Raw genomic sequence first — 23,289 nt, forward strand, 5'->3', positions numbered from 1 at the left:
CTCCTCCTCAGAACCACACCGCACCGTCCTCTCTATCCTCGACCGCGAGCACGGAGAACCCGCCGCGCGACGCGAACACCTCGGCCGCGTCGTACACCTGCACCTGATTGAACCCGGAGACGCCCGTCGTCCCCGTCTCACACTCCGGGAAGTCCAGCGCACAGAGCGTGAGCTCGACGCGGAGGCTGCTGTAGGCGTTCTGTAGCACCGAGCGTGCGCGGCCGGAGATCTCCGGGTGCTTCGGGTCCTCGAAGAGCCCGGCGTGGCGCTCCGCGACCTGCGCGTTGATGCCGCCGTCGCCGGTGACGGCGACCTGGATGATACGCGTCTCCTCGCCGTCCGCGGCGAACCCGGTGAGCGTCTTCGACCGGACGTAGCCGCGTCTCGTGAAGCCGATGGACCGGAGACAGCCCGCGCTCGCGGTCAGGCTCGCGCCTGCGGCCGCGGCGAGGAACGCTCGCCTGTTCATACCCGAACTCGGTGCCTGCGCGGGGAAAGCGTGTCGCTCGCGGTCGGTATCACGCGTCGTTCGTCCCGACGCCATCGCGCGCCGCGGCCTGTCGGTCCGCGACGACGTAGGCGTCCCAGACGGCGTAGAGCCACACGGCGGGCGCGAGCACGATGCCGATGAAGACGACGACCGAGAGGGTGGCGACGAACATCGCGACGATGACGGCGAGCCCCTTCGCCAGCTCGCGGTTGTAGAGCTGACCGAGTCCGGGGAAGACGGCGGAGAGAACGGCGGCGACGAAGGGGTTGCCCCCCTCCGTCAGGCTCTCGACCGCGCGGTCGATACCGGAGCTCGGCGGGGCCTTCTGGCGGACGCCGCACGCGGGACAGATCTCGGCCTTCTCGGAGATGACTTCGCCACAGTCGCGACAGAACACCTCGTCGTCAGCGTGGGTGGAGGGCTCGGACATACCGGATACGTCGGCGAGCCGGGGCTTCACCCTTCCGGCCACGCGAAGGGTTTTGGTCGTGGCTGTACACCCCCGAGCGTGCACTCGATTCCCGCGACACCGGCGCTCGACGACACGGCCCTCCTCGATGGGGGCCACCTCTGGATACTGGAGGCAGTCACTGGCGCCCCAGTCCGATTTCAGGTCACCGACGTGGGACTCGTCTTCGGCGACGAGACGGACGAGTTCCAGCCGTGGGGGGAGCCGCTTCCCTTCCGCGCTGCCGCGCGCCAGGTCCGCGACCGGTTCGACGACGCGGCCTTCCGTGCGGAGGTCGACTCCCCCGACGAGTACACCTTCGTCGGCACCGCAACGCGATACGAGGGGATCGCGTACGACTGGGACCGGCTGCCGGCGTTCCTCGGCACCGACATCGTCCGGCCGGACGGCACGGTCCTCCCCCCGGATGCGGTCGACCGGGCGTTCGACCGGCTCGGGCTGACACCGCTTCCTCCCGTCGAGAAGGAGACCCCCGCCAAGCACTTCTCCGCCGAGCGGTTCGGGCTGCCGGACTCCGCGTGGTACGACGGGCCTGCGGCGGGACTGCTGCTCCGGAACAAGACGGGCGGGCGCGCGCGAGTCGACGGGGAACTCCCGCAGGTCGCGCTCGCCGCGGACACCGACGAGTACGCCCGCGAGACGGCGAGCCGGTGGCTGGACGGGGTCATCAGCGCACAGGACGCGCCGACCGTCGAGACGGTGCTCGACCGCCTGCTCGAACGGCTCGCCCGCGAGGAGTACGCGCGACTGTTCGAGGAGGAGTCCCCGGCGTTCGACGTGAAGGCGTTCCGATCGACGCTCTCCGAGGCGGTCTCGCGGCGGCTTACGCCCTGACCTCGAACCCGGAGAGCCCCTCGGGTTCGCCGTACTCCACTTCGACGGACTCCACCTCCGCACGGGGGCTCCCCTCGTGACACCACTCCACCATCGCCTCGACCGCCTCCTTCTCGCCCTCGAAAACGGCCTCCACGCGACCGTCAGCGAGGTTCCGCACCCAGCCGTCGACCCCGCGTTCGTGTGCCGTATCGCGGGTGTTCGCGCGGTAGTAGACTCCCTGCACCTTGCCGGAGACGAATACGTGTGCGCGAAGCGGTGCGTCGAGTGATGTCATGACAGAATATGCGTCGGCCTCGCTGAAAAACTTCAGCCCTGCAGTTCGTCGAACAGCGCGACGACTCGGTGTTCCACCTCGTCGCGGATGGCAGCCACCTCCTCGGGGGATTTACCGTCCGGGTCGTCGAGGTCCCAGTCCCGGGTGTCCACGTCGAGCGAGAGGGTCGAACAACCCATCGTCGCCACGACATCACAGGAGCCGAGTTCGGCGTCGGTCACCTTCCGTGGGGTCCGCCCGGAGAGGTCGATGCCGCGTTCTCGCATCGTCTCGACGACCTCGGGGTGGACGTGGTCGGCCGGGTGGGTCCCGCCGGTGAGGAGCTCCCAGTCGAGCCCGCGTCGCTCCCGTTCGCGCTCGGCGAACGCCGTCGCCATCTGCGAGCGCCCGGCGTTCTGGACGCAGACGAAGCCGAGTTTCATCGCTGCCTCGTCCCGTCGAGGGCGACGAGCACGGCGGTCGCGCGCGGCGTCGCGCGGTAGTAGCGCCATCGACCCTCCTTCCGGACGGTAACCAGCCCGGCCTCGCGAAGCGTCCGCAGGGCGTGGCTGACGGCGCTCTCCGTCGCGTCCACGAGCGCGTCGAGCTCACAGACGCAGAGCTCGTCACCCGCGGCGTGGAGCAGGCGGATCAGGGTGTACCGCGTCTCGTTGCCGAGTGCGGCGAACACGTCCACGTCCGCGGTGTCGACCTCCTCTGTCGCCGTCTCCGCCAGCTCACCGAGCCGGACCTGACACGCCTCCATATCGTCACAGCAGTCGCCGGACTCGGCGACGAACCGTTCCAGCCGCTCCGTTATCTGGACCATACCGATACTTGAGAAACTGTTCAAATAAATTTATGGGGTCGGCACCCAGACCGCGCCGTCGAAGACCCCGGTGATGGCGAGCACGGCGATGAGAAAGGAGGTGACCACGATGCTCGCCGCGGGTGGATCGAGGTGGGTGTCCGCGTGGGCGTAGAGGACCCGCTGGAGTACCTCGCCGGCGAGTGCGCCCACGACGCCGAACACCGCGCCGACGGCGAGCGCCTCGGGGAGCGATACGGTGGCGGCGAGCGCCTCCGGCGTGGCTTCCGCGTACGATACCGGGGCGGAGGCGATGACGGCCGTACTCGCCGGCAGCGAGATGTGGTGGGTGACGGGGACCTCCTCGACGCCCGTGACGACGAAGACGAGGAGGGTGACGCTGATGCCGAACGCGAGGAACGCGCTGGCGGTGAGGTAGGCGACGTACGCGCCCAGAATCCCGACGACGACGCCGATGGTGAACACGCCGGGCCACCGGTACTGGTAGGGGAGCCACGGTTCGACCGCCGGGCGACCCCCATCCGGGATGGCGTCCTCGAACGGGCTCATATCGAACCGGTCCCGGGTCGCGCCGATGAGGTCGTAGCCGAAGACGGCACGGTGAGCCAGCGCGCTGACGACGACGCCCATCGCGACGGGGTCCCACGGAAGCGCGAGGGTGACGGAGGTGGCGGCGACGAGGTGACCGAACACGCCGAACGCCCCACCCACGAGCAGGACGTCCGGACGCGTGCCGAGCCCCCGGGTCACGTTCTTCGCGGGGTGGTACCCGCCCGTGCCGGTGACGTACCCCTTCTTCACGGCGTAGGCGAGCGCGGCCGCCCCGCCACCGAAGGCGACGTGCGGGCCAAAGACGACGCCGAACGCGATGTTGTCGACGAGGCCGAGGTGGCCGTAGGTCGCGACGCCGGGGACGAGGTTGCGCTGGACGAGTCGGTACGTCTCGCCGACGATGACGAACAGGCCGGTGAAGACGAACGAGGTGAGCGCACCGAGCGAGGCACCGAACGCCCCGCCCGCGAACGCGGCGACGAGCAGGCCGAGGCCGAACGGGTCGCTCACGGCGACCACTCCGGACGAGCGTTCATCGTCTACCAATTGAAGAATACTTCAGATAATTCTGTCGCTCTCCGTCTCACTCTCCGCCCGTCCGCAGGTGGAAGAACACGTACGTCTGGGCGTAGCCGGCGTACTCGCCACCGAACTGGGCGCGGATGGCGCGCGAGGTCTCGCGGTAGGAGCCGCGGTCGCAGTCGGGGTAGTACTCCTCGATGGCCGTCTGGATCCAGGTGTCGAGGGGGACGGCCTCCAGATAGCCGAGCGAGAAGAGCAGCACGCAGTCCGCGACCTTGTCGCCGACGCCGACGAACCGGGTGAGCGAGTCGCGTGCCTCCTCGTACTCGGTGTCCAGGGCTTCCTCCGGGGTCGCCTCCCCCGTCGCGACCATCTCCGCGGTCCGCTGGACGTACGGCGCGCGGTAGCCGAGCGCGAGCTCCCGGAGTTCGGATTCCGTGGCTGCCGCGAGCTGTTCGGGGGTCGGGAACGCGTGGTACGTCTCCCCATCGAACGCGACGGTGTCCCCGTAGGCCTTCGCGAGCCGGGTCTGCATCCCGTGGATGCGTTCGACGCGCATCTGGGCCGAGCAGATGAAGGAGATGAGACAGGGGAACGGGGGGTCACGGACGAGCCGCATGCCGCGATACGTATCGTACGCGCGGTCGAGCAGCGGGTCGGCCGGGGTCCGCGCGACGATGGCGTCGAGGTCGTCGTCGAGCCGGAGGAGATGCGTCAGGAGGTCGGGCGCGTTCGGGGAGGAGGACTCCCACTCCAGGGCGTCGCCGGTCCAGCGCGCGCGGAGCACCGCCGGTTCGTTCGAGGGGGTGAACGACGCGGGCAGCACGGTGTGGTACCAGGCGTCCGCCCCCCACGCGTGGTCGTCCTCGAACATCCGGCCGTCCGCCCGGTCCCAGAGGTAGCTCTGGCCGGACTCGACGGTGGCCTGCATGTCGAACCCGCCCGCGAGGTCGCCCCCGGGAATCTCGCCCTCGTACATACCTGTCCTCCGGCGCTCCCGTGATTGGGCCTTTCGGGTTCCGACGGGCGAAACTTCTTGACACAGGAGAAGAAATACCGTGGTATGGACTGCCGAGTCGTCGTCGAGGCAGCGGTCCCCGTGTATGACGTTGGTAGCCCGGACGAGGCGGTTCGCATCGCCATCTCGAAGACCGGGGATATGCTGAACCCCGACCTGAACTACGTGGAGATCGAGATGGGGTCGCGGTCGTGTCCCCACTGCCACGAGGCGCTGGAACCGGCGTTCATCGCGGCCGACGAGGGGCTCGTCGCGCTCGAGCTGGAGATGACCGTCTTCAACGTCGAGCGCGAGGAGCACGCCTCGCGCATCGCGCGCAAGGAGATCGGGATGCGGCTGAAGAACATCCCGCTGGAGGTGCTCGAGGTCGAGGTTATAAAAGAGGAGGAGACGGACGCTGCGGACGAGAAGACCTCGCCGGAGGGGGACGACGGGGAAGAACCGACGGGCGAGGAGGAAGCGAACGACCAGCTGCCGGAGTTCGAGGACCTCCTCGACGAGTAGCTCTCGCGAGAACGCCGTCGCTGGTGGGTGTGGCTCTCGGGAGGACAGCGATCCGCTGCGACTCAGTCGGCGGCGGCGGAGACCGGCTCCTTGGTCTCCTCCGTCATCTCGTTCGTGATGCCGTCCGCCAGGGCGAAAACAGCTGCTTTGTGGTCCGTCTTCGATTTGTGGATCGATGTCGGTCGAATCCCGAGTTCGGAGTACTCTTCGTGTGCGACGGTCGCACCCGAAAGCTCCTCGTAGTGGTTACATACCTCTGCGAGCAGGCCGTGGAGATGAATGAGCTCCTGCTTCTTCATAGTCAGCCTTCGCTAACCAGCGGAGGGTTATATTATTATCCTGACAACCGTTAACATACATCGTCGTATTTCGGCCCGTGGGGCGCGTTATCATGGGATTCGGCTGCGGGCGTGCCGAACGGTTTTTCCCGGCGGCACGGATAGCAGGGGTATGAGCTACGACGACTATCTCGACCGGGCGATGGACCAGAAGCCCGACACCGAGGGGAGTGCCGCACGGTTCTCGCTGCCCGATTCGAACCTCCGCAAGGAGGGGAACGTCACCGTCTTCGAGAACTTCCAGGAGACGCTCGACGCGCTCGGCCGCGAGGCCGACCACGTGATGAAATACCTCCAGAACGAGCTCGGCACCTCCGCGAGCATCGACGACCGCGGGCGCGTCCGGTTCACGGGGGAGTTCAAACCCCGCCGCGTCCAGCGTGCGCTCACCGAGTACGCGGACGCCTACGTCCTCTGTTCGGAGTGTGGCCTGCCGGACACGAAGCTGGTCGAGGGCGACTCGAAGCTGCGATGTGAGGCGTGCGGTGCGACCACCCCCGCCGGGAACTAGAACTCCTTCATCGTCCGCAGGTCGTGTTCCGTTCGCGCGAACTCGGAGAGCCGTCGGCTCGCGTGACAGTTCGGACAGTGGAACGTTCGGGCAACCTCGGGGAGGTCGCTGGGGGAGGATTCCCAGTGTTTGCCGCACTCAGGACAGAGAAGTCTAACGTACGCTTCCACCATGCTACCTCAATGCGCCGTGTAGTGTGAAAAACGTTGTCATGAGGTGTGTGGACACGACTACTGCAGTACGGTGCGGTCGCTCGCGGTGTGAAAACGGAAAAACGGGAGACTCGTGGGCGGCTGGCCTACCCGAGCGATGTTACGCGGTGACGATGCCTTCGGCCTCGAGCAGCTCCTTGTAGCGGTTGCGGATGGTGACCTCGGAGATGTTCGCAACGTCTGAGACTTCGGACTGCGTCACCTTCTCGTTGCACAGCAGCGCGGCCGCGTAGACGGCGGCGGCCGCGAGGCCGACCGGTGACTTCCCGGAGAGGAGCCCGTCCTCCCGGGCGGCGACGATGAGCTTCCGGGCGCGCCGCTCGGCCTCGTCGGAGAGGCCTAAATCCGAGGCGAACCGCGGGATGTAGCTCTCGGGGTCCGCGGGGGCGATCTCGAGGTTGAGCTGGCGGACGATATACCGATAGGTCCGGGTGAGCTCCATCTTGTCGACCCGCGAGACCATGGTGATCTCGTCGAGGCTCCGGGGGACGCCGGCCTGTCGGGCGGCGGCGTAGAGGCTCGCGGTGGCGACGCCCTCGATGGACCGGCCGGGGAGCAGGTCCTCGTTGAGCGCGCGGCGGTAGATGACCGAGGCGGTCTCACGGACGTTCTCCGGGAGGCCCAGCGCCGAGGCCATGCGGTCGATCTCGCCGAGCGCCTGCTTCAGGTTGCGCTCCTTGGAGTCTCTCGTTCGAAAGCGCTCGTTCCAGGTGCGGAGCCGCTGCATCTTCGCGCGCTGGCGGCTGGACAGCTGCTTGCCGTAGGCGTCCTTGTCCTGCCAGCCGATGTTGGTCGACAGGCCGTTGTCGTGCATCATCTTCGTCGTGGGCGCACCCACGCGGGACTTCTGGTCCTTCTCGGCGCTGTCGAAGGCGCGCCACTCCGGACCGTGGTCGATGTTGTCCTCTTCGATGACGAGCCCGCAGTCGGAACAGACGACCTCGCCGTGTTCCGTGTCGGTCTCGAGGCGGGCGTTACACTCGGGACAGGTCGTCGTCGACTCCTGCTCCGCTACGCGTTCCGCCTCGCGCTCTTTCTCGCTGTAGGTTCGGATGTTCGTATCGCTCATGATGGGGTAGGTGAGATGCGACGGGCTGGAGGGCTTGTTCGAAAGGCCAATAAATCCGGCCCGTGCTCCTAACTCCTTGTTAGTCCGAAAAGTATATAAATCTATCGGCAGCGTGTGACGCTGAAACACACGTATTCCTCGGAATAACGCGATTCTACACGCTTCGGGGTGATCTGTCGCTCCCGTCACGTCAAATATTAGTATAAATAAACGTTACTGTCCCGGGGTCCCCCGGGTCGGGTCGTGGTTACCGGCGCCGCGCGAGCAGGGCCGCCCCCGCGAGCGCGACGATCGCCGCCGCGACACCGAAGCCGGGGCCGTTCCCCTCGGTGGGGGTCGCGTCGTCCATCTCGGTCATCTCCGTCTGCTCGACCGTGATGGCACCGGCGTCGACGACGATGTCACCGCCAGCCGTCGTGTAGGGGCCGTCGTTGGCGCCCTCACTGGCGACGAAGTCGTACTGCTCGTTGCCGTTCGTGTCGAGGTGCGGCATCGCGATGACGGTCCCGGACTCCTCGAGCGGGTCGTCGAGGGTGACCTCCACGTCGGAGTGCGAGCCGGCCTCGAGGTACGCGGAGCTCCCGCGCACGGAGTCGAACACCGCGCCATCCTGGAGCGAGGCGTCGTGGATGGTGATGAAGCCACCCTGCGAGAGGGACGCCGAGGCCACTCTCACGGTCTCCCCGGAGGAGGTCTGATCCATGATGGAGACGGAGGCCTGCCGGAGCGTCACCTCGGCGGGAGCGACCACGATGTCGCCGCCCGCGGTGGTGAACGGCCCGTCGTTCGCCCCGTCGGAGCGGACGAAGTCGTACCGCTCGTTGTCGTTCGTGTCCATGTGGGGCATCGCGATGAACGTCCCGGACTCCTCGATGCGCTCGTCGTTCTTCAGCTCGACCGTGACGTTCTCGTGCGTGCCGGGCGCGAGGTAGTCGCTCGTGCCGCGCACGGAGTCGAACACCGCGCCCTCGGTGAGCGAGGCGTCGTGAATCGTCACGAAGCCGCCACGGGTCATCGAGACCTCGGCGACGGTGAGGCTCGCGCCAGCGGTCGCCTGGCTCTCGAAGGTCACATCAGCTCGCGCGGGGAGCCCGATGCTCGCCGCGTCGGTGACGATGGTGTCACCAGCGGTGTAGGGGCCGTCTGCCGCACCCTCACTGGTGACGAAGTCGTACCGCTCGTTGCCGTTCGTGTCGAGGTGCGGCATCGCGACGGCGGTGCCGTTCGTCTCGTACGGGGTGTCGAGGGTGATCTCGACGTTCTCGTGCGTGCCGGGCGCGAGGTACGCCGAGGAGCCGCGCACGGAGTCGAAGACGGCGCCGTCCGCGAGCGAGGCGTCGTGGATGGTGATGAAGCCACCGTTGTGGAGCGTCGTGCGCTCGATGGTGACCGTCTCACCGTCGCTCATCTGGTCGGCGATGGTGACCTGCGCGGTCACGGTGACCGTCGCGGGGTCGAGGACGATGTTCCCCATCGAGGTGAAGGGGCCGTCCGCGCCACCCTCGCTCGTCACGAAGTCGTAGACGCGGTTGTCGTTGGAGTCCCTGTGCGGCATCGCGTAGACCTGGGTGGTCGTCGTCAGCGGCTCGTCGAGGGTGATCTCGACGTTCTCGGAGAGCCCGGACTCCAGATACGGGCTGGAGCCACGCACGGAGTCGAAGACGGCGCCCGCGGTGAGCGAGGCGTCGTGGATGGTGACGAAGCCGTCCTCGGGGAGGTCGGCTCGCTCGACGACGACGGTGTTGCCGTTCGAGGCCTGGTCGTCGATGGCGACCGTCGCGCCGATCGTCACGGTACCGGAGTCGACGACGATGTTCCCCATCGAGTCGGTGTACGGCCCGTCAGCCTCGCCCTCGCTCGTGACGAAGTCGTACTGCTCGTTGTCGTTCGTGTCCTTGTGCGGCATCGCGATGATGGTCGTCTGCGAGTCGAGCGGCTCGTCGAGGACGATCCCGACGTTCTCGTGGTAGCCCGCCCCCAGGTACGCGCTCGTCCCGCGGACGGAGTCGAACACCGCGCCGTCAGCGAGCGACCCGTCGTGGGCCGTCACGAAGCCACCCTCCGGGAGGAAGACGGACTCGACCTCCACGTAGTGGCCGCCGGAGGTCTGGTTCGCGAACGTCGCGCTCGCGGTGTTCATGATCTTCGCCTTCCCGGTGGTGAGGACGATGTCCCCGTTCATGTCCGTGTAGGGGCCGTCAGCCTCGCCCTCGCTCGTGAGGAAGTCGTACTGCTCGTTGTCGTTCGTGTCGAGGTGGGCCATCGGGACCACCGTCGCCGACGACGAGAGCGGCTCGTCGAGCGTCACGCGCACGTTCTCGTGGACCCCGGCGGAGAGGTACGCCGAGGTACCACGTACGGAGTCGAACACCGCGCCCTCCGTGACCGTCGCGTCGTGGATAGTGACGAAGCCGCCCTTCGCCAGCTCGACGCGGTCGACGACGAGACTGCCGCCCTTGGTGGGCTGCGTCTCGTAGGAGACGGTCGCGCTCGCGGTGACCTCCGCCGAAGTCATGACGATATTCCCGTCCACGGTGTAGGGGCCGTCAGCGCCGCCCGACGAGGCGACGAACTCGTAGATGCGGTCGCCGTCGGTGTCCTTGTGGGGCATTGCGATGAGCGTCGCGTCCTCGGAGATGGGCTCATCGAGGGTGACGGTCACGTTCTCGTGGGTGCCTGCCTCGAGATACGCGCTCGTCCCGCGGACGGAGGAGAGCACCGCCCCGTCAGCGAGTGTGGAGTCGTGGATCGCCACGAACCCACCGTTCGGGAGCGTGACGGAGTCGACCGTCACGGTCGTCCCGCCGGATGTCTGGTTCTCGAACGTTACCGTCGCCTGGTGGTCACCGGCGACTGCGCCGGATGCCCCTGCGATGAGGAGCGCCAGTGCCACGAGGCCGATACCTATGCGTCGGTGCATACCACACCATCCGGGAGACCCTAAAAGGGGGTTTGCCGAACTGTTCCCCGGACGTGGCCCCTCTCTCACCCAAATTCGTTCATGCTTTGCCGGTTCCCCCGGTCGAGGACAGCTCAGAGGGTCGGGAGCGACACCGTCGAGACGGTCGCGCGGCTCACGCTCAGGAGGTGGAACACGACGAGAAACGGGTGGAGGGCCGTGGGCGGGTCGTCAGTCGTAGGTGACCCACGTCAGGAACGCGAGCCCGGCGAACTCCAGCACGCGGAGGGTCGTCATCGCGCCCTGTGCGACCGGCGGGACCTGCTCGGCCGTCACGATCCACGTCGAGAGGGTCGGGTCGATCATGAAGAAGTACGCGGCCAGCAGGTTCTCCCCGGCGAGAAAGACGACGAACAGCAGGAGACCGAGGGTATGCTTCGAGCGGAGCTGGAGCCAGTTGCGGGCCCACACGTAGCCGAGCCCCGCCAACAGGAGGAGGTTCAGCACGGTGAAGACCCGGAAGAGATCGACCAATAGGGGCATCTATCTACACCTCCGTCCGCCAGCGCTCATATACACTTTCCCAAATTCGTCCCTACTCATGGGTCCTACTCATGGTTCATGATCGTCTCGATGGTCTCCCAGTGGACGCGCGCGGCCTCGGTGGGGAGGTAGATGGCCCCGTAGTCGTCGCCCGAATCCCGGACGATGTTGTTGTCCGCGAGCACGTCGAGGTGGTGTCTGACGGTCTTGTAGTCCAGCGCTAAGTCCTCCGCGAGCTGATTCGCGTTTCGCGGTCGCTCGTCGAGCGCGCGGAGGATGCGAATCCGGTTGCCACCTCCGCGGGTCCCGGTCAACACGTACCACAGGACCGCCTCCATCGGGTAACTGGTTTCGCCCAACCAATGTAAGCCCACCGGGAAGAGGCGAGAAAACGCCCCGGCGTCAGACGGTGAAGAGGTGTCCCTCCGTGGGAACGTCGAACAGCCCCACGCGCGCCCCCGCGTCCAGCCACGCGTGGCCGTAGGAGAACGACGCGAGGGCGTTCACGGGGTCGTCCTGCTCGCGGAAGTGCCGGCCGTCTTCGAGATAGGAGACAGCCATCTCCTCACATTCGAGGGCGGCGTCGTGGAGCGGAGTCCCCTCCGGCGGCGCGATCTCGGCGGCGTCGACCGCCTGCGCGAGCAGCTCTCCGTAGCGGTTCATCTTCTCGTCGAGGTCCGCGGGCATACCCCGTCTCCTCCGCGCGGGGGAGTAAGACTGTCGGGACTGCGCGCCGGCCGTCACAGGGCGCAAGGTAATTAGCCGCCCGGCCGGTACGGGGAGATATGACCGAGGACGCCGTACACCGACGGCTCATCATCGCCGGGACCGGTATCGCAGGGCTCACGGCCGCCATCTACGCCGCGCGTTCGAACAACGACCCGCTCGTGCTCGAAGGGGTCGAACCGGGCGGCCAGCTCACGCTCACCACCGACGTGGCGAACTACCCGGGGTTTCCCGAGGGCATCTCCGGCCCGGACCTCGTCAACAACATGAAAAAACAGGCGACGCAGTTCGGCGCGGAGGTGGACCACGGCGTCGTCGTCGACGTCTCGCGGGAGGGCGACTCCGGCCCGTTCACCGTCGAGCTCCGCGACGGCACCGTCTACACCTGTGACGCCTTCATCGCCGCGTCGGGTGCGTCCGCGCGCACGCTCGGCGTCCCCGGCGAGGACGAGCTGATGGGCTACGGCGTCTCCACCTGCGCGACCTGCGACGGCGCGTTCTTCCGCGACGAGACGATGCTCGTCGTCGGTGGGGGCGACGCCGCCATGGAGGAGGCCGCGTTCCTCACGAAGTTCGCGGAGAAGGTCATCCTCGTCCACCGCCGCGAGGAGTTCCGCGCGGAGGACTACTGGATCGACCGCATCAACGAGAAGGTCGAAGCCGGGGAGATCGAGGTCCGGAAGAACACCGAACTCCTCGAGATCAACGGCACTCCCGAGGGGGGCATCGAGGGCGTCCTGCTGGCCGAGAACCCCGAGGGCTACCCCTCCGAGAAGCTGGAGGACCCCGCAACGGAGACGTACGAGCAGGCGGTCGGCGCGGTGTTCATGGCCATCGGCCACACGCCCAACACCGACTACCTGCAGGGGACCGGCGTCGAACTCGACGAGGCGGGCTACCTGAAGACGCTCGGCGGCGACGGCGGTGGCCAGACCCGCACGGGCGTCGAGGGCATCTTCGGCGCGGGCGACGTGGTCGACCACCACTACCAGCAGGCCGTGACCGCGGCGGGTATGGGGAGCAAGGCCGCCATCGACGCCGACGAGTACCTCGAGGACCTCGGGCGTGCGGGGACGCAGGCCTCGGAGCCCGCGGCCGCCGAATCAGACGACTGAGCCCGTGGTTTTCGACGCGCTCTCTCGGCTCGAAGCCGAGTACGACGTGCGCGTCATCGCCGCCCGCGACACCGGGAGCCGCGCGTGGGGGCTCGCTGACCCCGACAGCGACTACGACGTGGGGTTCGTGTTCGCCCAGTCCGCCGCGGCCTACGGGAAGCTCGGCGAGTACCGGGCGAGCATCGACACTCGGGAGCGAGACGTCGAGCTCCACGGCTGGAACGTCAAGCGCTTCGGCGAGCTCCTCGCGGACTCCAACCCGTCCGCGCTGGAGCTGGTCCACTCCCCGGTCTCCTATACAGCGCATCCCGCGTTCGACGCGCTCGCCGAGGACGTCGCCTTCGCGCCGCTCTCGCTGTACCACCACTACCGTTCGCTCGCCGAGACGAACGCGGCGCGCATTCGGACAGGGACGGCCACGGTGAAGACGAACCTCTACCGGGTGCGCGGGTACTGCTACGCGCGCTACGTCCTCGACACCCACGCGTTCCCGGAGCTGGATTTCCCACGCTTTCTCGAAGAAGAGGCCGACCGCTTCGACGAGGCGGTGCTCACGGAAGCCCGCACGCTCGTCGACCGAAAGCGGGCGGGCGAGGGCGAGGTGTCGGTGGGTGACGCCTTCGGCGAGCTCTCACTCCCGAGCGAGGTGGACCCCAGAGAACACGCGGTCGAGCCCCCGGACATCGAACGCATCAACGCGTTCATCGAGTCGGCGCTCGCACACTGACCCAACAACCCCTTATGTGGCGGCCTGAAAGGAGGGAGCATGGCAGACGACACAGTCACCGTGCAGATTTCGGGACCCGACGGCGACGACGAAGTGACCCTCTCCGCGGCGCTCGTGGAGATGCTCGCGGAGAACGACGAGAGCGCGGCCGAGGTCGTCGGTGACCTCGCGCTGTTCGGCTGCGCCCAGCGCGCCCACGCCTCCGTCCACCACGGGCAGGGCGAGGCGCCCCAGGAGCTGCAGGACGCCGAGAGCGTCACCATGGAGCTGTTCGAGGAGCGCTTCGGCGCGACCTACGGCGAGCTAACGGGCCACCAGCACTAACCCCGATAGCGGCCAACGACCGGAGTTTCGACCGACCACCGGCTTCTTTCGACGCCAGCGAATTACCGAGAGTAATCTACCGGCAAACTATATTTGGCACTGTGTAACATAGTTCTAGTATGCCCATCGCAGGCTACGACCCGGCCGACGTCGACGAACGGCTCCGGGAGCTCTTAGAGGAGTGGAACGCCGAGGAGCTGCTCTCCCCCGAGCAGGAGCGCCGGCTCGAAGCGGGGGAGTCCCTGTTGGAGGTCCTGACGACCGACCAGCTCAGGGAGCTCGTTCGGACGCGACCGACCACGTGAGCACCACCCCGTCGTCGACGCGCGTCACGTCGTCGAGCGTGAGCTCCGGGAACTCGTCGACGAACCCCTTCCCGTCGGCGAGCGTCGGCGCGTCTCGCCCGCCGAGGATCAGCGCCCCCACGTAGACCGTACAGCGGTCGACGAGCCCCGCTTCGAAGAGCGAGAAGATGAGCTCCCCGCCGCCCTCGACCATCAGGTACTCGATTCCTCCCCGCTCCAGCGCCGCGAGCGCCTTCGGCAGCGCCACCCGGTCGGTCCCGGCGACGACGACCGCTGCGCCGGCATCCCGGAGCGCGTCCACGTCCTCGGCGACGGCAGCCTCACTCACGAGGACGAACGTGTCCGCCTCCCCCTGCAGGATCTCGGCGTCGACCGGGGTCCTCGCCCGCGAGTCCACCACGACCCGTGCGGGCGGCCCGTCCCGTACCGCGTGGTTCCGGCGCGCGTCCTCCCGCGCGCTCTCGTCGTGCCGGCGCAGCGACGGGTCGTCGGCGAGCACCGTCCCGACGCCGACCATGATCCCGTCCGAGCGCCCACGGATGTGGTCGACCCGGCGGAAGTCCTCGTCGCCGCTTATCGTCACCTGTTCCCGGCGACGGGTGGAGAGCTTCCCGTCCGCCGACATCGCGGCGTTCACGTGGACGTACATGGTGGTGATTCGCGTCTCGCGTGGCTTAGTTTCCCCGTCTATGATATTCCTGCCCGTTCCGTTTCTTGTTTTGTCGTTAGAGTGTAGTGACTGCCCTCGAGAACGCTTTGAGTGCCGCTGTTTGCTGTTGTGCGACCGAGTCCGCCAACAACGGGTAGAAAGCCCCGACGCGCTGGACTCGGTTCGGGACGCGCGCTCCTCGCTCGTTTCACTCGCTGCGGTGCTCACGTCTCCGAGCCTTCCTCCAGCGCACGCGAGGCCGGCTCTGCCGGCCTCGACAAGTCGCGGCGTTCACGAGAACGAAGTTCTCGTGCGCTCACGAGACGCGTCGCGTCTCGTGAACGGCGAAGCCGCCGCGCAGCCGCCCCTTTCGGTCCCACCCCGCAGTAGTTTCCGGGCTTTCCATCCTCGGTGGCTGGCCGACTAGCCGACCCACGGTGGCTGACCGATTTTTCGACTCGGGTGGACTGAAAGGGGCCGAGGGCTCGCGCCGGTAGGGGAGTCGGTGCGCGAGCCCTATTCGCGAAGCGAATATCTCGCGCAGCGACCGCGAGCACTCGGGGGCTTTCGAGGTGGTGTTGACGGCTGTCTCGGTGGTCCTCTCGGAGCCGGGGCAGTACGAGAAACCCCGTACGCCGCATGCCCCACTCGGCTCCGAAAAGAGACACCACCATCAGAATAGCGGGAACCCTTTTGCTGGCGGGGGTAAAATCCCCAGATGATGAATCTCGAAGACCATGCCGAGGAGCTCGCCTCCGACCTCGGCGTTGACAAACAGGAGGTCTTAGAAGACTTAGAGAAGCTCGTCTCCTACTCCGTCCCCGTGGACGAGGCGAAGGGGAGCCTCCGCCGGAAGTACGGCGGTGGCTCCTCGTCCGCCTCGGGCGGCGAACCATCCAAGAAGTCCATCGGCGACGTGACTACCGAGGACTCGAACGTGACGGTCACCGCGCGCGTGCTCACCGTCGGGGAGCGAACCATCCGCTATCAGGGTGACGACCAGCGCATCTTCGAGGGGGAGCTCGCCGACGAGACGGGCACCATCTCCTACACCGCGTGGCAGGACTTCGGGCTCACCGAAGGGGACACCATCACCGCCGGGAACGCCGGGGTCCGGGAGTGGGACGGCCGCCCCGAACTCAATCTGGGGCAGTCCACGACGCTCGTGCAGGAGGACGAGACCCTCGAAGTGCCGTACCCCATCGGTGGGGACCGCGAGCTCGCCGACCTCGCGCCGGGCGACCGCGGGCGCAACGTCGTCGTCAAGGTCGAGGAGTGCGAGCGCAAGACCATCGACGGCCGCGACGGGGAGACGGAGATCCTCTCCGGCGTCCTCGCCGATAGCTCGGGGAAGCTCCCGTTCACCGACTGGGACCCCCATTCGGAGATCGAAGCCGGGGGCTCGGTCCGTATCGAGGACATTTATGTACGGGAGTTCCGCGGCGTCCCCTCCGTGAACGTCTCCGAGCACTCCCACGTCATCGCGCTCCAGGAGGAGGTCGAGACCACAGAGGGTGCCCCCCGGATGGGTATCCGCGAGGCCGTCGACTCCGGCGGCGTCTACGACGTGGAACTGGTCGGGAACCTCATCGCCGTGCGCGACGGCTCGGGGCTCATCGAGCGCTGTCCGGAGTGCTCCCGCGTCATCCAGAACGGCCAGTGCCGGACCCACGGCGCGGTCGAAGGCGAGGACGACCTGCGCGTGAAGGGTATCCTCGACGACGGCACCGGCACGGTGACCGTCATCCTCGACGACGAGCTCACCGCCGACATCTACGGCGGGGGGGTCGAGAAGGCGAAGGAACACGCCCGCGACGCGATGGACAAGGAGGTCGTCGCCGAGTCCATCGCCGAGGACATCGTCGGCAAGGAGTACGTCGTCCGGGGCCAGCTCTCCGTCGACGAGTACGGCGCGAACCTCGATGCAACGTCGTTCGAGCTCGCGGAGGACGACCCGGCCGCGCGTGCGACCGCGCTGCTCGCGGAGGTGGACGCATGAGTTCCGTTGACCGCGGTCGACGACCTCACGCTCACCACCTCGCGGGGTGGTTCGCATGAGTTCCTCCGGCTCCGCCCCCGGCCGCCGCGAGGTCGCCTACCGCCTGTTCGCCGCGGAGTTCGACGACGCCGATTTCTCCTACTCCGAGAGCGACGAGGAGCGTGCCCCGAACTTCGTCATCACCCCCACCGGCGCGCGGGTGAACCGGCTGTTCATCACGGGTGTCCTGACCGAACTCGAAGCCGTGAACGACGACATGCTGCGGGCGCGCATCGTCGACCCGACGGGCGCGTTCGTCGTCTACGCCGGGCAGTACCAGCCCGAGGCGCTCGCCTTCCTCGAACGGGTCGAACCCCCGGCGTTCCTCGCGGTGACTGGGAAGGCCCGCACCTTCCAGCCGGAGGACTCGGATCTCGTCTACACCTCCGTCCGCCCGGAGTCCATCAGCGAGATCGACGCGGCCACGCGGGACCGCTGGGTCGTCTCCACCGCCGAACGCACCCTCGATCGAGTCTCGACCATCGCGGGCGCCATCGAGACGGGCCTCCACGGCGCAGAGCTCACTGCGGCCCTCGAATCTGTGGGCGTGACCCCAGAGCTCTCCGAGGGTATCGCGCTCGCGCTGGAGCACTACGGCACGACCCCGGACTACCTGAGCGCGCTGCGCGAGACGGCACTCGACGCGACGCGGCAGGTCGCTGGCGAGGTCGAGGAGGTTCGGTCGCTCACCCTCGCGCCCGGTGACGGGGACGGTGACGCCGCGCCGCTCGCGGACCCCGATATCGCGAAGGCGAGCGTCCCCGCGGGCTTCAGCGGGTCGACCACTGAGCCAGAGCCGGCGAGCGAGGAACCCGACGACTCCTTCGAACCGGTCGAGGAGTCCGAATCGGTCGAGGAGTCCGAATCGGTCGGGGAACCCGAGCCGGTCGAGGAGTCCGAGGCAGCATCCAGCGAGCCCGAACCGGAGGCCGAGATCACGGAACCAGAGCCGGAATCCGCCGCCGAACCAGAGTCAACCGACACCGAATCGGCGAACGAGCCCACCACGGCAGCGGAGCCGGAGCCGTCGTCCGCGACCGAGGAGCCGGAGACCGTCGCCGACTCCGAACCCGAGGACGACGTGGGCGACTTCGCCGCGCCGGAGTCCACGAGCGACGACGAGGACGTCGGTGACTTCGACGAGCCGGCTGGCGACGCGGCTGGCGACGAGGGGATGTACGAGATGGACGAGGAGACCCGCGAGCAGGTCGAGGAGGAGTTCGGCACGGAGTTCTCGACCGGGAGCGAGGTGGAAGAGCCCGGTGAGGCCGGCATCGAACCCGAAGCCGGCGCCGTGGAGCCGGAAAGCGAGTCGGAACCGGAGACGACCACGGAGCCCGAACCGGAGCCTGTCGAGGAGGACCCCACCGACGAGTCCGAGCCTGAGCCCGCGTCTGCCGAGGACGTGGACCTCGTCGACGCCGTCATCGACGCGATGAACGAGTTGCAGGACGAGGAGGGTGCGGAGAAGGAGGCCGTCGTCTCGCACGTCACGGACCAGTACGGCGTCGCGGCGAGCGAGGTCGAGGACGCGATCCAGGACGCGCTGATGAGCGGGCGGTGTTACGAGCCCGCCGACGGCGTCATCAAGCCCATCTGAATGCTCGAACCGCTCCCCGACGAGCCCGCGGCGGTCGCCACGCTCGGCCGGGAGCGGGCGCTCGTGGTCGCGGATTACCACGCCGGGCTGGAGGACGCGCTCCGGCGCGACGGCGTGGAGATTCGGACGCAGAGCGGCGAGCGACGCGAGCACGTGTGCTCCCTGCTCGACGAGACGGATGCAGATCGACTGGTCGTGCTCGGTGATCTGGCGAACGCCATCGGCCGACCGGGCGAGCGCGAGCGCCGTGAACTGGACGAGCTCTTCGCGGCCGTCACCGAGCGCGTGCCGATGACGGTGGTGAAGGGGAACCACGACGGCGACATCGAGGACGTGGTGGCCGAGTTGGGCTACGAGGCGCGCGTCGAGGTAACGCCAGGGACGGGAGTCCGGCTGGGGGAGGTCGGGTTCGCCCACGGCCACACGTGGCCCGCGCAGGAGGTCCTGGCGGCTCCGACGTTCTGTATGGCCCACGAGCACCCCGTCGTCAGGCTGGAGGATTCGGTTGGCGGCAGCCGACAGGAGCGCGTCTGGCTCCGCGGGCGCGTGAACCCCGAGACGTTCGCGGACCGATACGAGGTCCCACCCAGTGGGTTCGTCGTGTTCCCCGCGTTCAACGACCTGCTGGGTGGGACGTGGGTGAACCAGGGCCAGGACTTCCTCGCGCCGTTCCTCCCCGACGGGCTCGCGGACGGGGAGGCGTACCTCCTCGACGGGACCCGGTTGGGGGACTACCGGCGCGTCTGAGGGCGACCGCGCGACTTAATCGGCTCCCGTCCCTTCGACCGATAGTGACCGACGCTCGCGGTATGGACGCCTTCGCGCACCTCTCGGGACCGGTGCGACAGGCGCTTTCGGAACGAGGGTTCTCCACGCCCACGGAGCCACAGCGCCGCGCGATTCCACCCCTGTCGTCGGGGAATCACGGCCTCGTCATCGCCCCGACGGGGACAGGGAAGACGGAGACGGCGATGCTCCCGGTATTTTCGGCTATCTCCCAGCGTGAGGCACGCCACGGGATGCAGGCGCTGTACATCACCCCGCTCAGGGCGCTGAACCGCGACATGCGCGAGCGACTCGACTGGTGGGGTGAGACCCTGGATATCGAGGTGGACGTGCGCCACGGCGACACCACGCAGTATCAGCGCGGGAAGCAGGCGGACGACCCGCCGGACGTGCTCGTGACGACCCCCGAGACGCTCCAGGCGATGTTCACGGGGAAGAAGCTCCGGCGGGCGCTCGCGGACGTGGAGCACGTCGTCATCGACGAGGTGCACGAGCTCGCGGCGGCGAAACGCGGGGCACAGCTCACCATCGGACTGGAACACCTCCGCGAGTACGCGGGCGATTTTCAACGGATTGGACTCTCCGCGACGGTGGGTGACCCCGAGGAGGTGGGGAAGTTCCTGACGGGTGGGGCACCCTGTGACATCATCGAGGTGGCCGCGGGGACCGAGATCGACATCTCGGTGGAGGAGCCCGAGGTGACGCAGGCCGACGACCGGCTCGGCTCGAAGCTGATGACGGACGCCACGATCGCGAGCCACGTCCGGCGCATCGACGAACTCGTGGCGGAACACGAGTCCACGCTCGTCTTCGTCAACACCCGGCAGACGGCGGAGGGGCTCGGCTCCCGCCTGAAGGAGCTGGACACCGACATCGGCATCCACCACGGGTCGCTCTCGAAGGAGGCCCGCATCGACGTGGAGGACCGGTTCAAGCAGGGTGAGCTCTCGGCGCTGATGTGTACCTCGTCGATGGAGCTCGGCATCGACGTGGGGTCCATCGACCACGTGGTCCAGTATCAGAGCCCACGAGAGGTCTCGCGCATGCTCCAGCGCGTCGGACGAGCGGGCCACAAACGCGGCACCGTCTCCGAGGGGACGGTCATCACGACGCGCCCGGACGACACCTTCGAGGCGCTCGCCATCGTCACCCGCGCCGAAAACGGGGACGTGGAGGACGCGAACATCCACGAGGGGAGCCTCGACACGGTGGCGAACCAGATCGCCGGGATTCTGATGGGCTTCGGCGAGATATCCGCGCGCAAGTGTTACGAGATCATCACCCGCGCGTATCCGTTCCGAGACCTCCCCGAGGAGCAGTTCAAGGAGGTCGTCCAGGAGCTCTCGGGGAACCGCATCCTCTGGCTGGAGGAGGAGGCCGATAGATTAGAGAAGTCGAGCGGGACGTGGCAGTACTTCTACGCGAACCTCTCGATGATTCCCGACGAGGCCAACTACCAGGTGGTGGATATGGCCTCCGGCAGAACGGTGGGCACGCTCGCCGAGCGGTTCGTCGTCAACTTCGCCGAACCGGGCGAGAGCTTTATTCAAGGAGGGGAGATGTGGCGCATCACGCAGGTCGAAGAGGAGGAGGAGCAGGTGAAGGTGACACCGGTTTCGGACCCCGGCGGCGAGGTCCCCTCGTGGGTCGGCCAGGAGATCCCGGTCCCCTACGACGTGGCCCAGCACGTCGGCCGACTCAGGAGAGAGGCGAGGGAGGGGTTCGACGCCGGCCGGTCGCGCGAGGCCATCGCCCGCGATTTCGCGGAGCGGTATCCCATCGACGAGCACACCGCGAGCGAGGCGCTGCGACAGATCGAGCGCCACGAGGCTCCCCTTCCGGACGAGAACACCGTCGTCGTGGAGGCGTACGCCCGCGAGATCACGGTGAACGCCTGCTTCGGGCACAAGGTGAACGAGACGCTCGGGCGACTCCTCTCGGCGCTCATCGGCCAGCAGACCGGCTCCTCCGTGGCGATGGAGATCGACCCCTACCGCATCGAACTGGAGGTCCCCTCGGGCATCTCGCTCGGCGACGTGGCTGGCCTCCTCGAGGAGACGGACCCCGCCCACGTCGAACCCCTCATCGAGCTCTCCCTGAAGAACGCCGACGCCCTCAAATTCAAGCTCGCGCAGGTCGCGGCGAAGTTCGGCACGCTCAAGAACTGGAAGAAGGGCTCGGGCCGGAGCTTCGGGAAAGGCCGATTGCTGAAAGCCCTCGAGGACACCCCCATCTACGACGAAGCAATCAGAGAAGTGCTCCACGAGGACCTGGATGCCGCGGGCGCGGCCGACGTGCTCACCCGCATCCAGTCCGGGGAGCTCGCCCTCGAACAGGTGGGCGAGCGCACCGCCATCGGCATCGACGGGCGCTCCTCGGGCCAGGAGCTCCTCGCGCCCGAGAACGCCGACGCCAGCGTCATCGAGACCGTGAAAGAGCGGATTCAGGAGGACCGGGTCCTGCTCTTCTGTCTCCACTGCAAGGACTGGCAGACGAAACGGCAGGTCCAGCGCGTCGACGAGGAGCCCGCGTGTCCGCTCTGTGGCTCCACGCAGATCGCCTGTCTGAATCCGTGGGCCGAGGAGGTGGTGCAGGCCATCAAATCGACGGAGAAGGACGCCGAGGAGCAGAAGATGACCGAACGCGCCTACAAATCGGCCTCGCTCGTCCAGAGCCACGGGAAGCAGGCGGTCATCGCGCTCGCCGCGCGGGGAGTGGGGCCGCGGAACGCCGCGCTCATCATCAACAAACTCCGCGAGAACGAGGAGGATTTCTACCGGGATATTCTGGAACGCGAACGGCAGTACGCGCGGACGAAGTCGTTCTGGGACTGAGTCGGGCTGGGTAGTTGTTGGGATATTGAGAAGTTGATGCGAGCTGAGTGGTGGATACAGAGGGTGTAGTCAGCAACGCAGTGTGCTGGAAAGAGTGTTCTGCGCAAAGTCTCTATCCACTAAATATTAGTAGAATCTCTGACTTACACGTGTCATGGTGGAATTTTTTGGACGGGAGTTCAGTGAAATAGATTGGTTCTTTCTCGAAAAGCTACACACATTAGAGGATGAAGGGTGTGTTTATGACCGGTTCTGGAGAGAGGATTTAGAGAAGTTTGACTACTGTCGAATACAGTTCAATCCTGACGAGATTGTTAAATTCGTGGACGCTCTTCAAGCCTATGACGACTTTTTGGAATATCTGAATGAGGGAGACTCACGCGAGACCGCACTTAAGAGAATCTCGGACTCGAAAATAAAGGAAAGGGTCAAAGAGTATAATGAGTGGGTTGAGGCGGATCAAGAGTATTGTCCCGCGGCATTCTACGGTGATGAATTAGAAGCCCTCTTGACCGGAAGTGAAACGGAAAGATACGAATTTTTTGAAGATTCGTATAAAGGTAATCGACGATATCTGCTTGATGAACTAATTGAGGGGATTCCCGAATCAGCCACGATTCTACAAGATAGAAGAGACGACCGTCCGGATTTTGAGATTACTTGCGAACAGGATTTCCAAGACTTATTTTTCGCTCTAATTAAGCCGACATTCCCAACCGCTCTTTCAGAGGAACCTATCCCCCAACACGCCACAAAGTCAAAGAAGATCGACTTTGTGGTTCCAGAATTATCTCTCGCTATCGAACTGAAATATGTCCGAAACGAAAGACATGCGAAGAAACTCTCTGATGAATTGAAAGTGGATATTGAGAGTTACCATAAGCATCCAGATTGTACTCGGATGAAAGCAATTATGTGGGACGAGAAACGACTAATCACGGATAGATCGAATTTTGAAGAGGATCTCACAGGCCCGCGGACGATTGACGGATCTGAATTTCAAATTGAAACTATCGTTCTACCATAATAACGAAACGACTCCCCAATTGGTTATTTATTACACACTGCCTCACCGTCACTAAGCATAAGATAGCAACCACCTGCTCATGAGCAGGTGGTTGCTAAATACGCGCTGTATA

At 66.4% G+C, this 23,289-nt stretch carries 27 protein-coding genes and 1 pseudogene; 12 read left to right on the forward strand and 16 right to left on the reverse strand.

Going from position 1 to position 23,289, the window contains the following annotated elements; translation table 11 throughout:
* Positions 1-7 precede the first annotated feature (7 nt).
* Complete coding sequence (locus ACQUQR_RS02610; RefSeq protein ID WP_435194510.1) at positions 8-469, reverse strand: hypothetical protein; 462 nt, start codon at positions 467-469, stop codon at positions 8-10.
* A 49-nt stretch (positions 470-518) separates the two neighbouring features.
* On the reverse strand, positions 519-920 hold the full coding sequence (locus tag ACQUQR_RS02615; RefSeq protein WP_435194512.1) for a DUF5683 domain-containing protein: 402 nt from the start codon (positions 918-920) through the stop codon (positions 519-521).
* Between the two features lie 78 nt (positions 921-998).
* On the opposite strand from ACQUQR_RS02615, the gene ACQUQR_RS02620 reads away from it, so the two are divergent.
* Positions 999-1,793: a hypothetical protein gene (locus ACQUQR_RS02620; RefSeq protein WP_435194513.1), complete on the forward strand. Its 795-nt coding sequence runs from the start codon at positions 999-1,001 to the stop codon at positions 1,791-1,793.
* On the opposite strand, the gene ACQUQR_RS02625 is transcribed toward ACQUQR_RS02620, so the two are convergent.
* From ACQUQR_RS02625 to ACQUQR_RS02645, 5 genes are all read right to left on the reverse strand, one after another.
* The gene (locus ACQUQR_RS02625) at positions 1,783-2,070 is read right to left on the reverse strand and encodes an acylphosphatase (RefSeq protein ID WP_435194514.1); all 288 of its coding nucleotides are present in this window, start codon (positions 2,068-2,070) and stop codon (positions 1,783-1,785) included. The genes ACQUQR_RS02620 and ACQUQR_RS02625 overlap by 11 nt on opposite strands.
* A gap of 32 nt (positions 2,071-2,102) precedes the next feature.
* Positions 2,103-2,492, reverse strand: a complete 390-nt coding sequence (locus tag ACQUQR_RS02630; RefSeq protein WP_435194515.1) for a low molecular weight phosphatase family protein — start codon at positions 2,490-2,492, stop codon at positions 2,103-2,105.
* Positions 2,489-2,878, reverse strand: coding sequence for an ArsR/SmtB family transcription factor (locus ACQUQR_RS02635; protein ID WP_435194516.1), 390 nt, complete (start codon positions 2,876-2,878; stop codon positions 2,489-2,491). Before ACQUQR_RS02635 ends, ACQUQR_RS02630 begins: the two co-directional genes overlap by 4 nt.
* Before the next feature lie 30 nt (positions 2,879-2,908).
* Positions 2,909-3,940, reverse strand: a complete 1,032-nt coding sequence (locus ACQUQR_RS02640; RefSeq protein ID WP_435194518.1) for a hypothetical protein — start codon at positions 3,938-3,940, stop codon at positions 2,909-2,911.
* A gap of 73 nt (positions 3,941-4,013) precedes the next feature.
* A complete protein-coding gene (locus ACQUQR_RS02645) occupies positions 4,014-4,931 on the reverse strand; it encodes a DNA-3-methyladenine glycosylase family protein (RefSeq protein WP_435194520.1) in 918 nt (305 codons plus the stop codon).
* Positions 4,932-5,015: 84 nt separating this feature from the next.
* Here ACQUQR_RS02645 and ACQUQR_RS02650 point away from each other — a divergent pair, with 84 nt between their 5' ends.
* On the forward strand, positions 5,016-5,474 hold the full coding sequence (locus ACQUQR_RS02650; RefSeq protein WP_435194521.1) for a DUF555 domain-containing protein: 459 nt from the start codon (positions 5,016-5,018) through the stop codon (positions 5,472-5,474).
* Positions 5,475-5,536: 62 nt separating this feature from the next.
* Here ACQUQR_RS02650 and ACQUQR_RS02655 read toward each other — a convergent pair whose 3' ends face one another.
* Positions 5,537-5,773 (reverse strand): UPF0058 family protein, encoded by a 237-nt coding sequence (locus ACQUQR_RS02655; RefSeq protein WP_435194523.1) that lies wholly within the window; start codon positions 5,771-5,773, stop codon positions 5,537-5,539.
* A 151-nt stretch (positions 5,774-5,924) separates the two neighbouring features.
* Here ACQUQR_RS02655 and ACQUQR_RS02660 point away from each other — a divergent pair, with 151 nt between their 5' ends.
* Positions 5,925-6,323: a translation initiation factor IF-2 subunit beta gene (locus ACQUQR_RS02660; RefSeq protein ID WP_435194525.1), complete on the forward strand. Its 399-nt coding sequence runs from the start codon at positions 5,925-5,927 to the stop codon at positions 6,321-6,323.
* Here the strand turns inward: ACQUQR_RS02660 and ACQUQR_RS02665 are convergent.
* From ACQUQR_RS02665 to ACQUQR_RS02695, 7 genes and pseudogenes are all read right to left on the reverse strand, one after another.
* Positions 6,320-6,496: a hypothetical protein gene (locus ACQUQR_RS02665; RefSeq protein WP_435194526.1), complete on the reverse strand. Its 177-nt coding sequence runs from the start codon at positions 6,494-6,496 to the stop codon at positions 6,320-6,322. The genes ACQUQR_RS02660 and ACQUQR_RS02665 overlap by 4 nt on opposite strands.
* A gap of 139 nt (positions 6,497-6,635) precedes the next feature.
* Entirely contained in the window at positions 6,636-7,604 is a 969-nt protein-coding gene (locus tag ACQUQR_RS02670; RefSeq protein WP_435194528.1) for a transcription initiation factor IIB, read from the reverse strand.
* Between the two features lie 247 nt (positions 7,605-7,851).
* On the reverse strand, positions 7,852-8,676 hold the full coding sequence (locus tag ACQUQR_RS02675; RefSeq protein ID WP_435195498.1) for a DUF7282 domain-containing protein: 825 nt from the start codon (positions 8,674-8,676) through the stop codon (positions 7,852-7,854).
* A 30-nt stretch (positions 8,677-8,706) separates the two neighbouring features.
* Positions 8,707-10,497 (reverse strand): annotated as a pseudogene (locus tag ACQUQR_RS02680) (DUF7282 domain-containing protein); the annotation flags it as partial.
* A 237-nt stretch (positions 10,498-10,734) separates the two neighbouring features.
* Positions 10,735-11,046: a hypothetical protein gene (locus tag ACQUQR_RS02685; protein ID WP_435194529.1), complete on the reverse strand. Its 312-nt coding sequence runs from the start codon at positions 11,044-11,046 to the stop codon at positions 10,735-10,737.
* 65 nt (positions 11,047-11,111) lie between these two features.
* The gene (locus tag ACQUQR_RS02690; protein ID WP_435194530.1) at positions 11,112-11,384 is read right to left on the reverse strand and encodes a winged helix-turn-helix domain-containing protein; all 273 of its coding nucleotides are present in this window, start codon (positions 11,382-11,384) and stop codon (positions 11,112-11,114) included.
* Positions 11,385-11,448: 64 nt separating this feature from the next.
* Positions 11,449-11,733, reverse strand: a complete 285-nt coding sequence (locus ACQUQR_RS02695) for a DUF357 domain-containing protein (RefSeq protein WP_435194531.1) — start codon at positions 11,731-11,733, stop codon at positions 11,449-11,451.
* Positions 11,734-11,831: 98 nt separating this feature from the next.
* On the opposite strand from ACQUQR_RS02695, the gene ACQUQR_RS02700 reads away from it, so the two are divergent.
* From ACQUQR_RS02700 to ACQUQR_RS02715, 4 genes are all read left to right on the forward strand, one after another.
* On the forward strand, positions 11,832-12,887 hold the full coding sequence (locus ACQUQR_RS02700) for an NAD(P)/FAD-dependent oxidoreductase (RefSeq protein WP_435194533.1): 1,056 nt from the start codon (positions 11,832-11,834) through the stop codon (positions 12,885-12,887).
* A gap of 4 nt (positions 12,888-12,891) precedes the next feature.
* A complete protein-coding gene (locus ACQUQR_RS02705; RefSeq protein ID WP_435194534.1) occupies positions 12,892-13,614 on the forward strand; it encodes a nucleotidyltransferase domain-containing protein in 723 nt (240 codons plus the stop codon).
* A gap of 39 nt (positions 13,615-13,653) precedes the next feature.
* Complete coding sequence (locus ACQUQR_RS02710) at positions 13,654-13,938, forward strand: DUF7545 family protein (protein ID WP_435194536.1); 285 nt, start codon at positions 13,654-13,656, stop codon at positions 13,936-13,938.
* A gap of 119 nt (positions 13,939-14,057) precedes the next feature.
* The gene (locus tag ACQUQR_RS02715) at positions 14,058-14,243 is read left to right on the forward strand and encodes a hypothetical protein (RefSeq protein WP_435194537.1); all 186 of its coding nucleotides are present in this window, start codon (positions 14,058-14,060) and stop codon (positions 14,241-14,243) included.
* Here ACQUQR_RS02715 and ACQUQR_RS02720 read toward each other — a convergent pair.
* A complete protein-coding gene (locus tag ACQUQR_RS02720) occupies positions 14,209-14,892 on the reverse strand; it encodes a 2,5-diamino-6-(ribosylamino)-4(3H)-pyrimidinone 5'-phosphate reductase (protein ID WP_435194539.1) in 684 nt (227 codons plus the stop codon). The genes ACQUQR_RS02715 and ACQUQR_RS02720 overlap by 35 nt on opposite strands.
* 721 nt (positions 14,893-15,613) lie before the next feature.
* On the opposite strand from ACQUQR_RS02720, the gene ACQUQR_RS02725 reads away from it, so the two are divergent.
* From ACQUQR_RS02725 to ACQUQR_RS02745, 5 genes are all read left to right on the forward strand, one after another.
* The gene (locus ACQUQR_RS02725) at positions 15,614-16,891 is read left to right on the forward strand and encodes a Single-stranded DNA binding protein (protein ID WP_435194540.1); all 1,278 of its coding nucleotides are present in this window, start codon (positions 15,614-15,616) and stop codon (positions 16,889-16,891) included.
* 55 nt (positions 16,892-16,946) lie between these two features.
* Positions 16,947-18,530, forward strand: a complete 1,584-nt coding sequence (locus ACQUQR_RS02730; protein ID WP_435194542.1) for a hypothetical protein — start codon at positions 16,947-16,949, stop codon at positions 18,528-18,530.
* The gene (locus ACQUQR_RS02735) at positions 18,531-19,277 is read left to right on the forward strand and encodes a metallophosphoesterase (protein ID WP_435194544.1); all 747 of its coding nucleotides are present in this window, start codon (positions 18,531-18,533) and stop codon (positions 19,275-19,277) included.
* 44 nt (positions 19,278-19,321) lie between these two features.
* On the forward strand, positions 19,322-22,150 hold the full coding sequence (locus tag ACQUQR_RS02740) for a DEAD/DEAH box helicase (protein WP_435194546.1): 2,829 nt from the start codon (positions 19,322-19,324) through the stop codon (positions 22,148-22,150).
* A 154-nt stretch (positions 22,151-22,304) separates the two neighbouring features.
* A complete protein-coding gene (locus ACQUQR_RS02745) occupies positions 22,305-23,177 on the forward strand; it encodes a hypothetical protein (RefSeq protein ID WP_435194547.1) in 873 nt (290 codons plus the stop codon).
* Positions 23,178-23,289: the final 112 nt, after the last annotated feature.

This window comes from Natronomonas sp. EA1 (genome assembly GCF_051195035.1).
Lineage (GTDB): Archaea > Halobacteriota > Halobacteria > Halobacteriales > Haloarculaceae > JBNTJV01.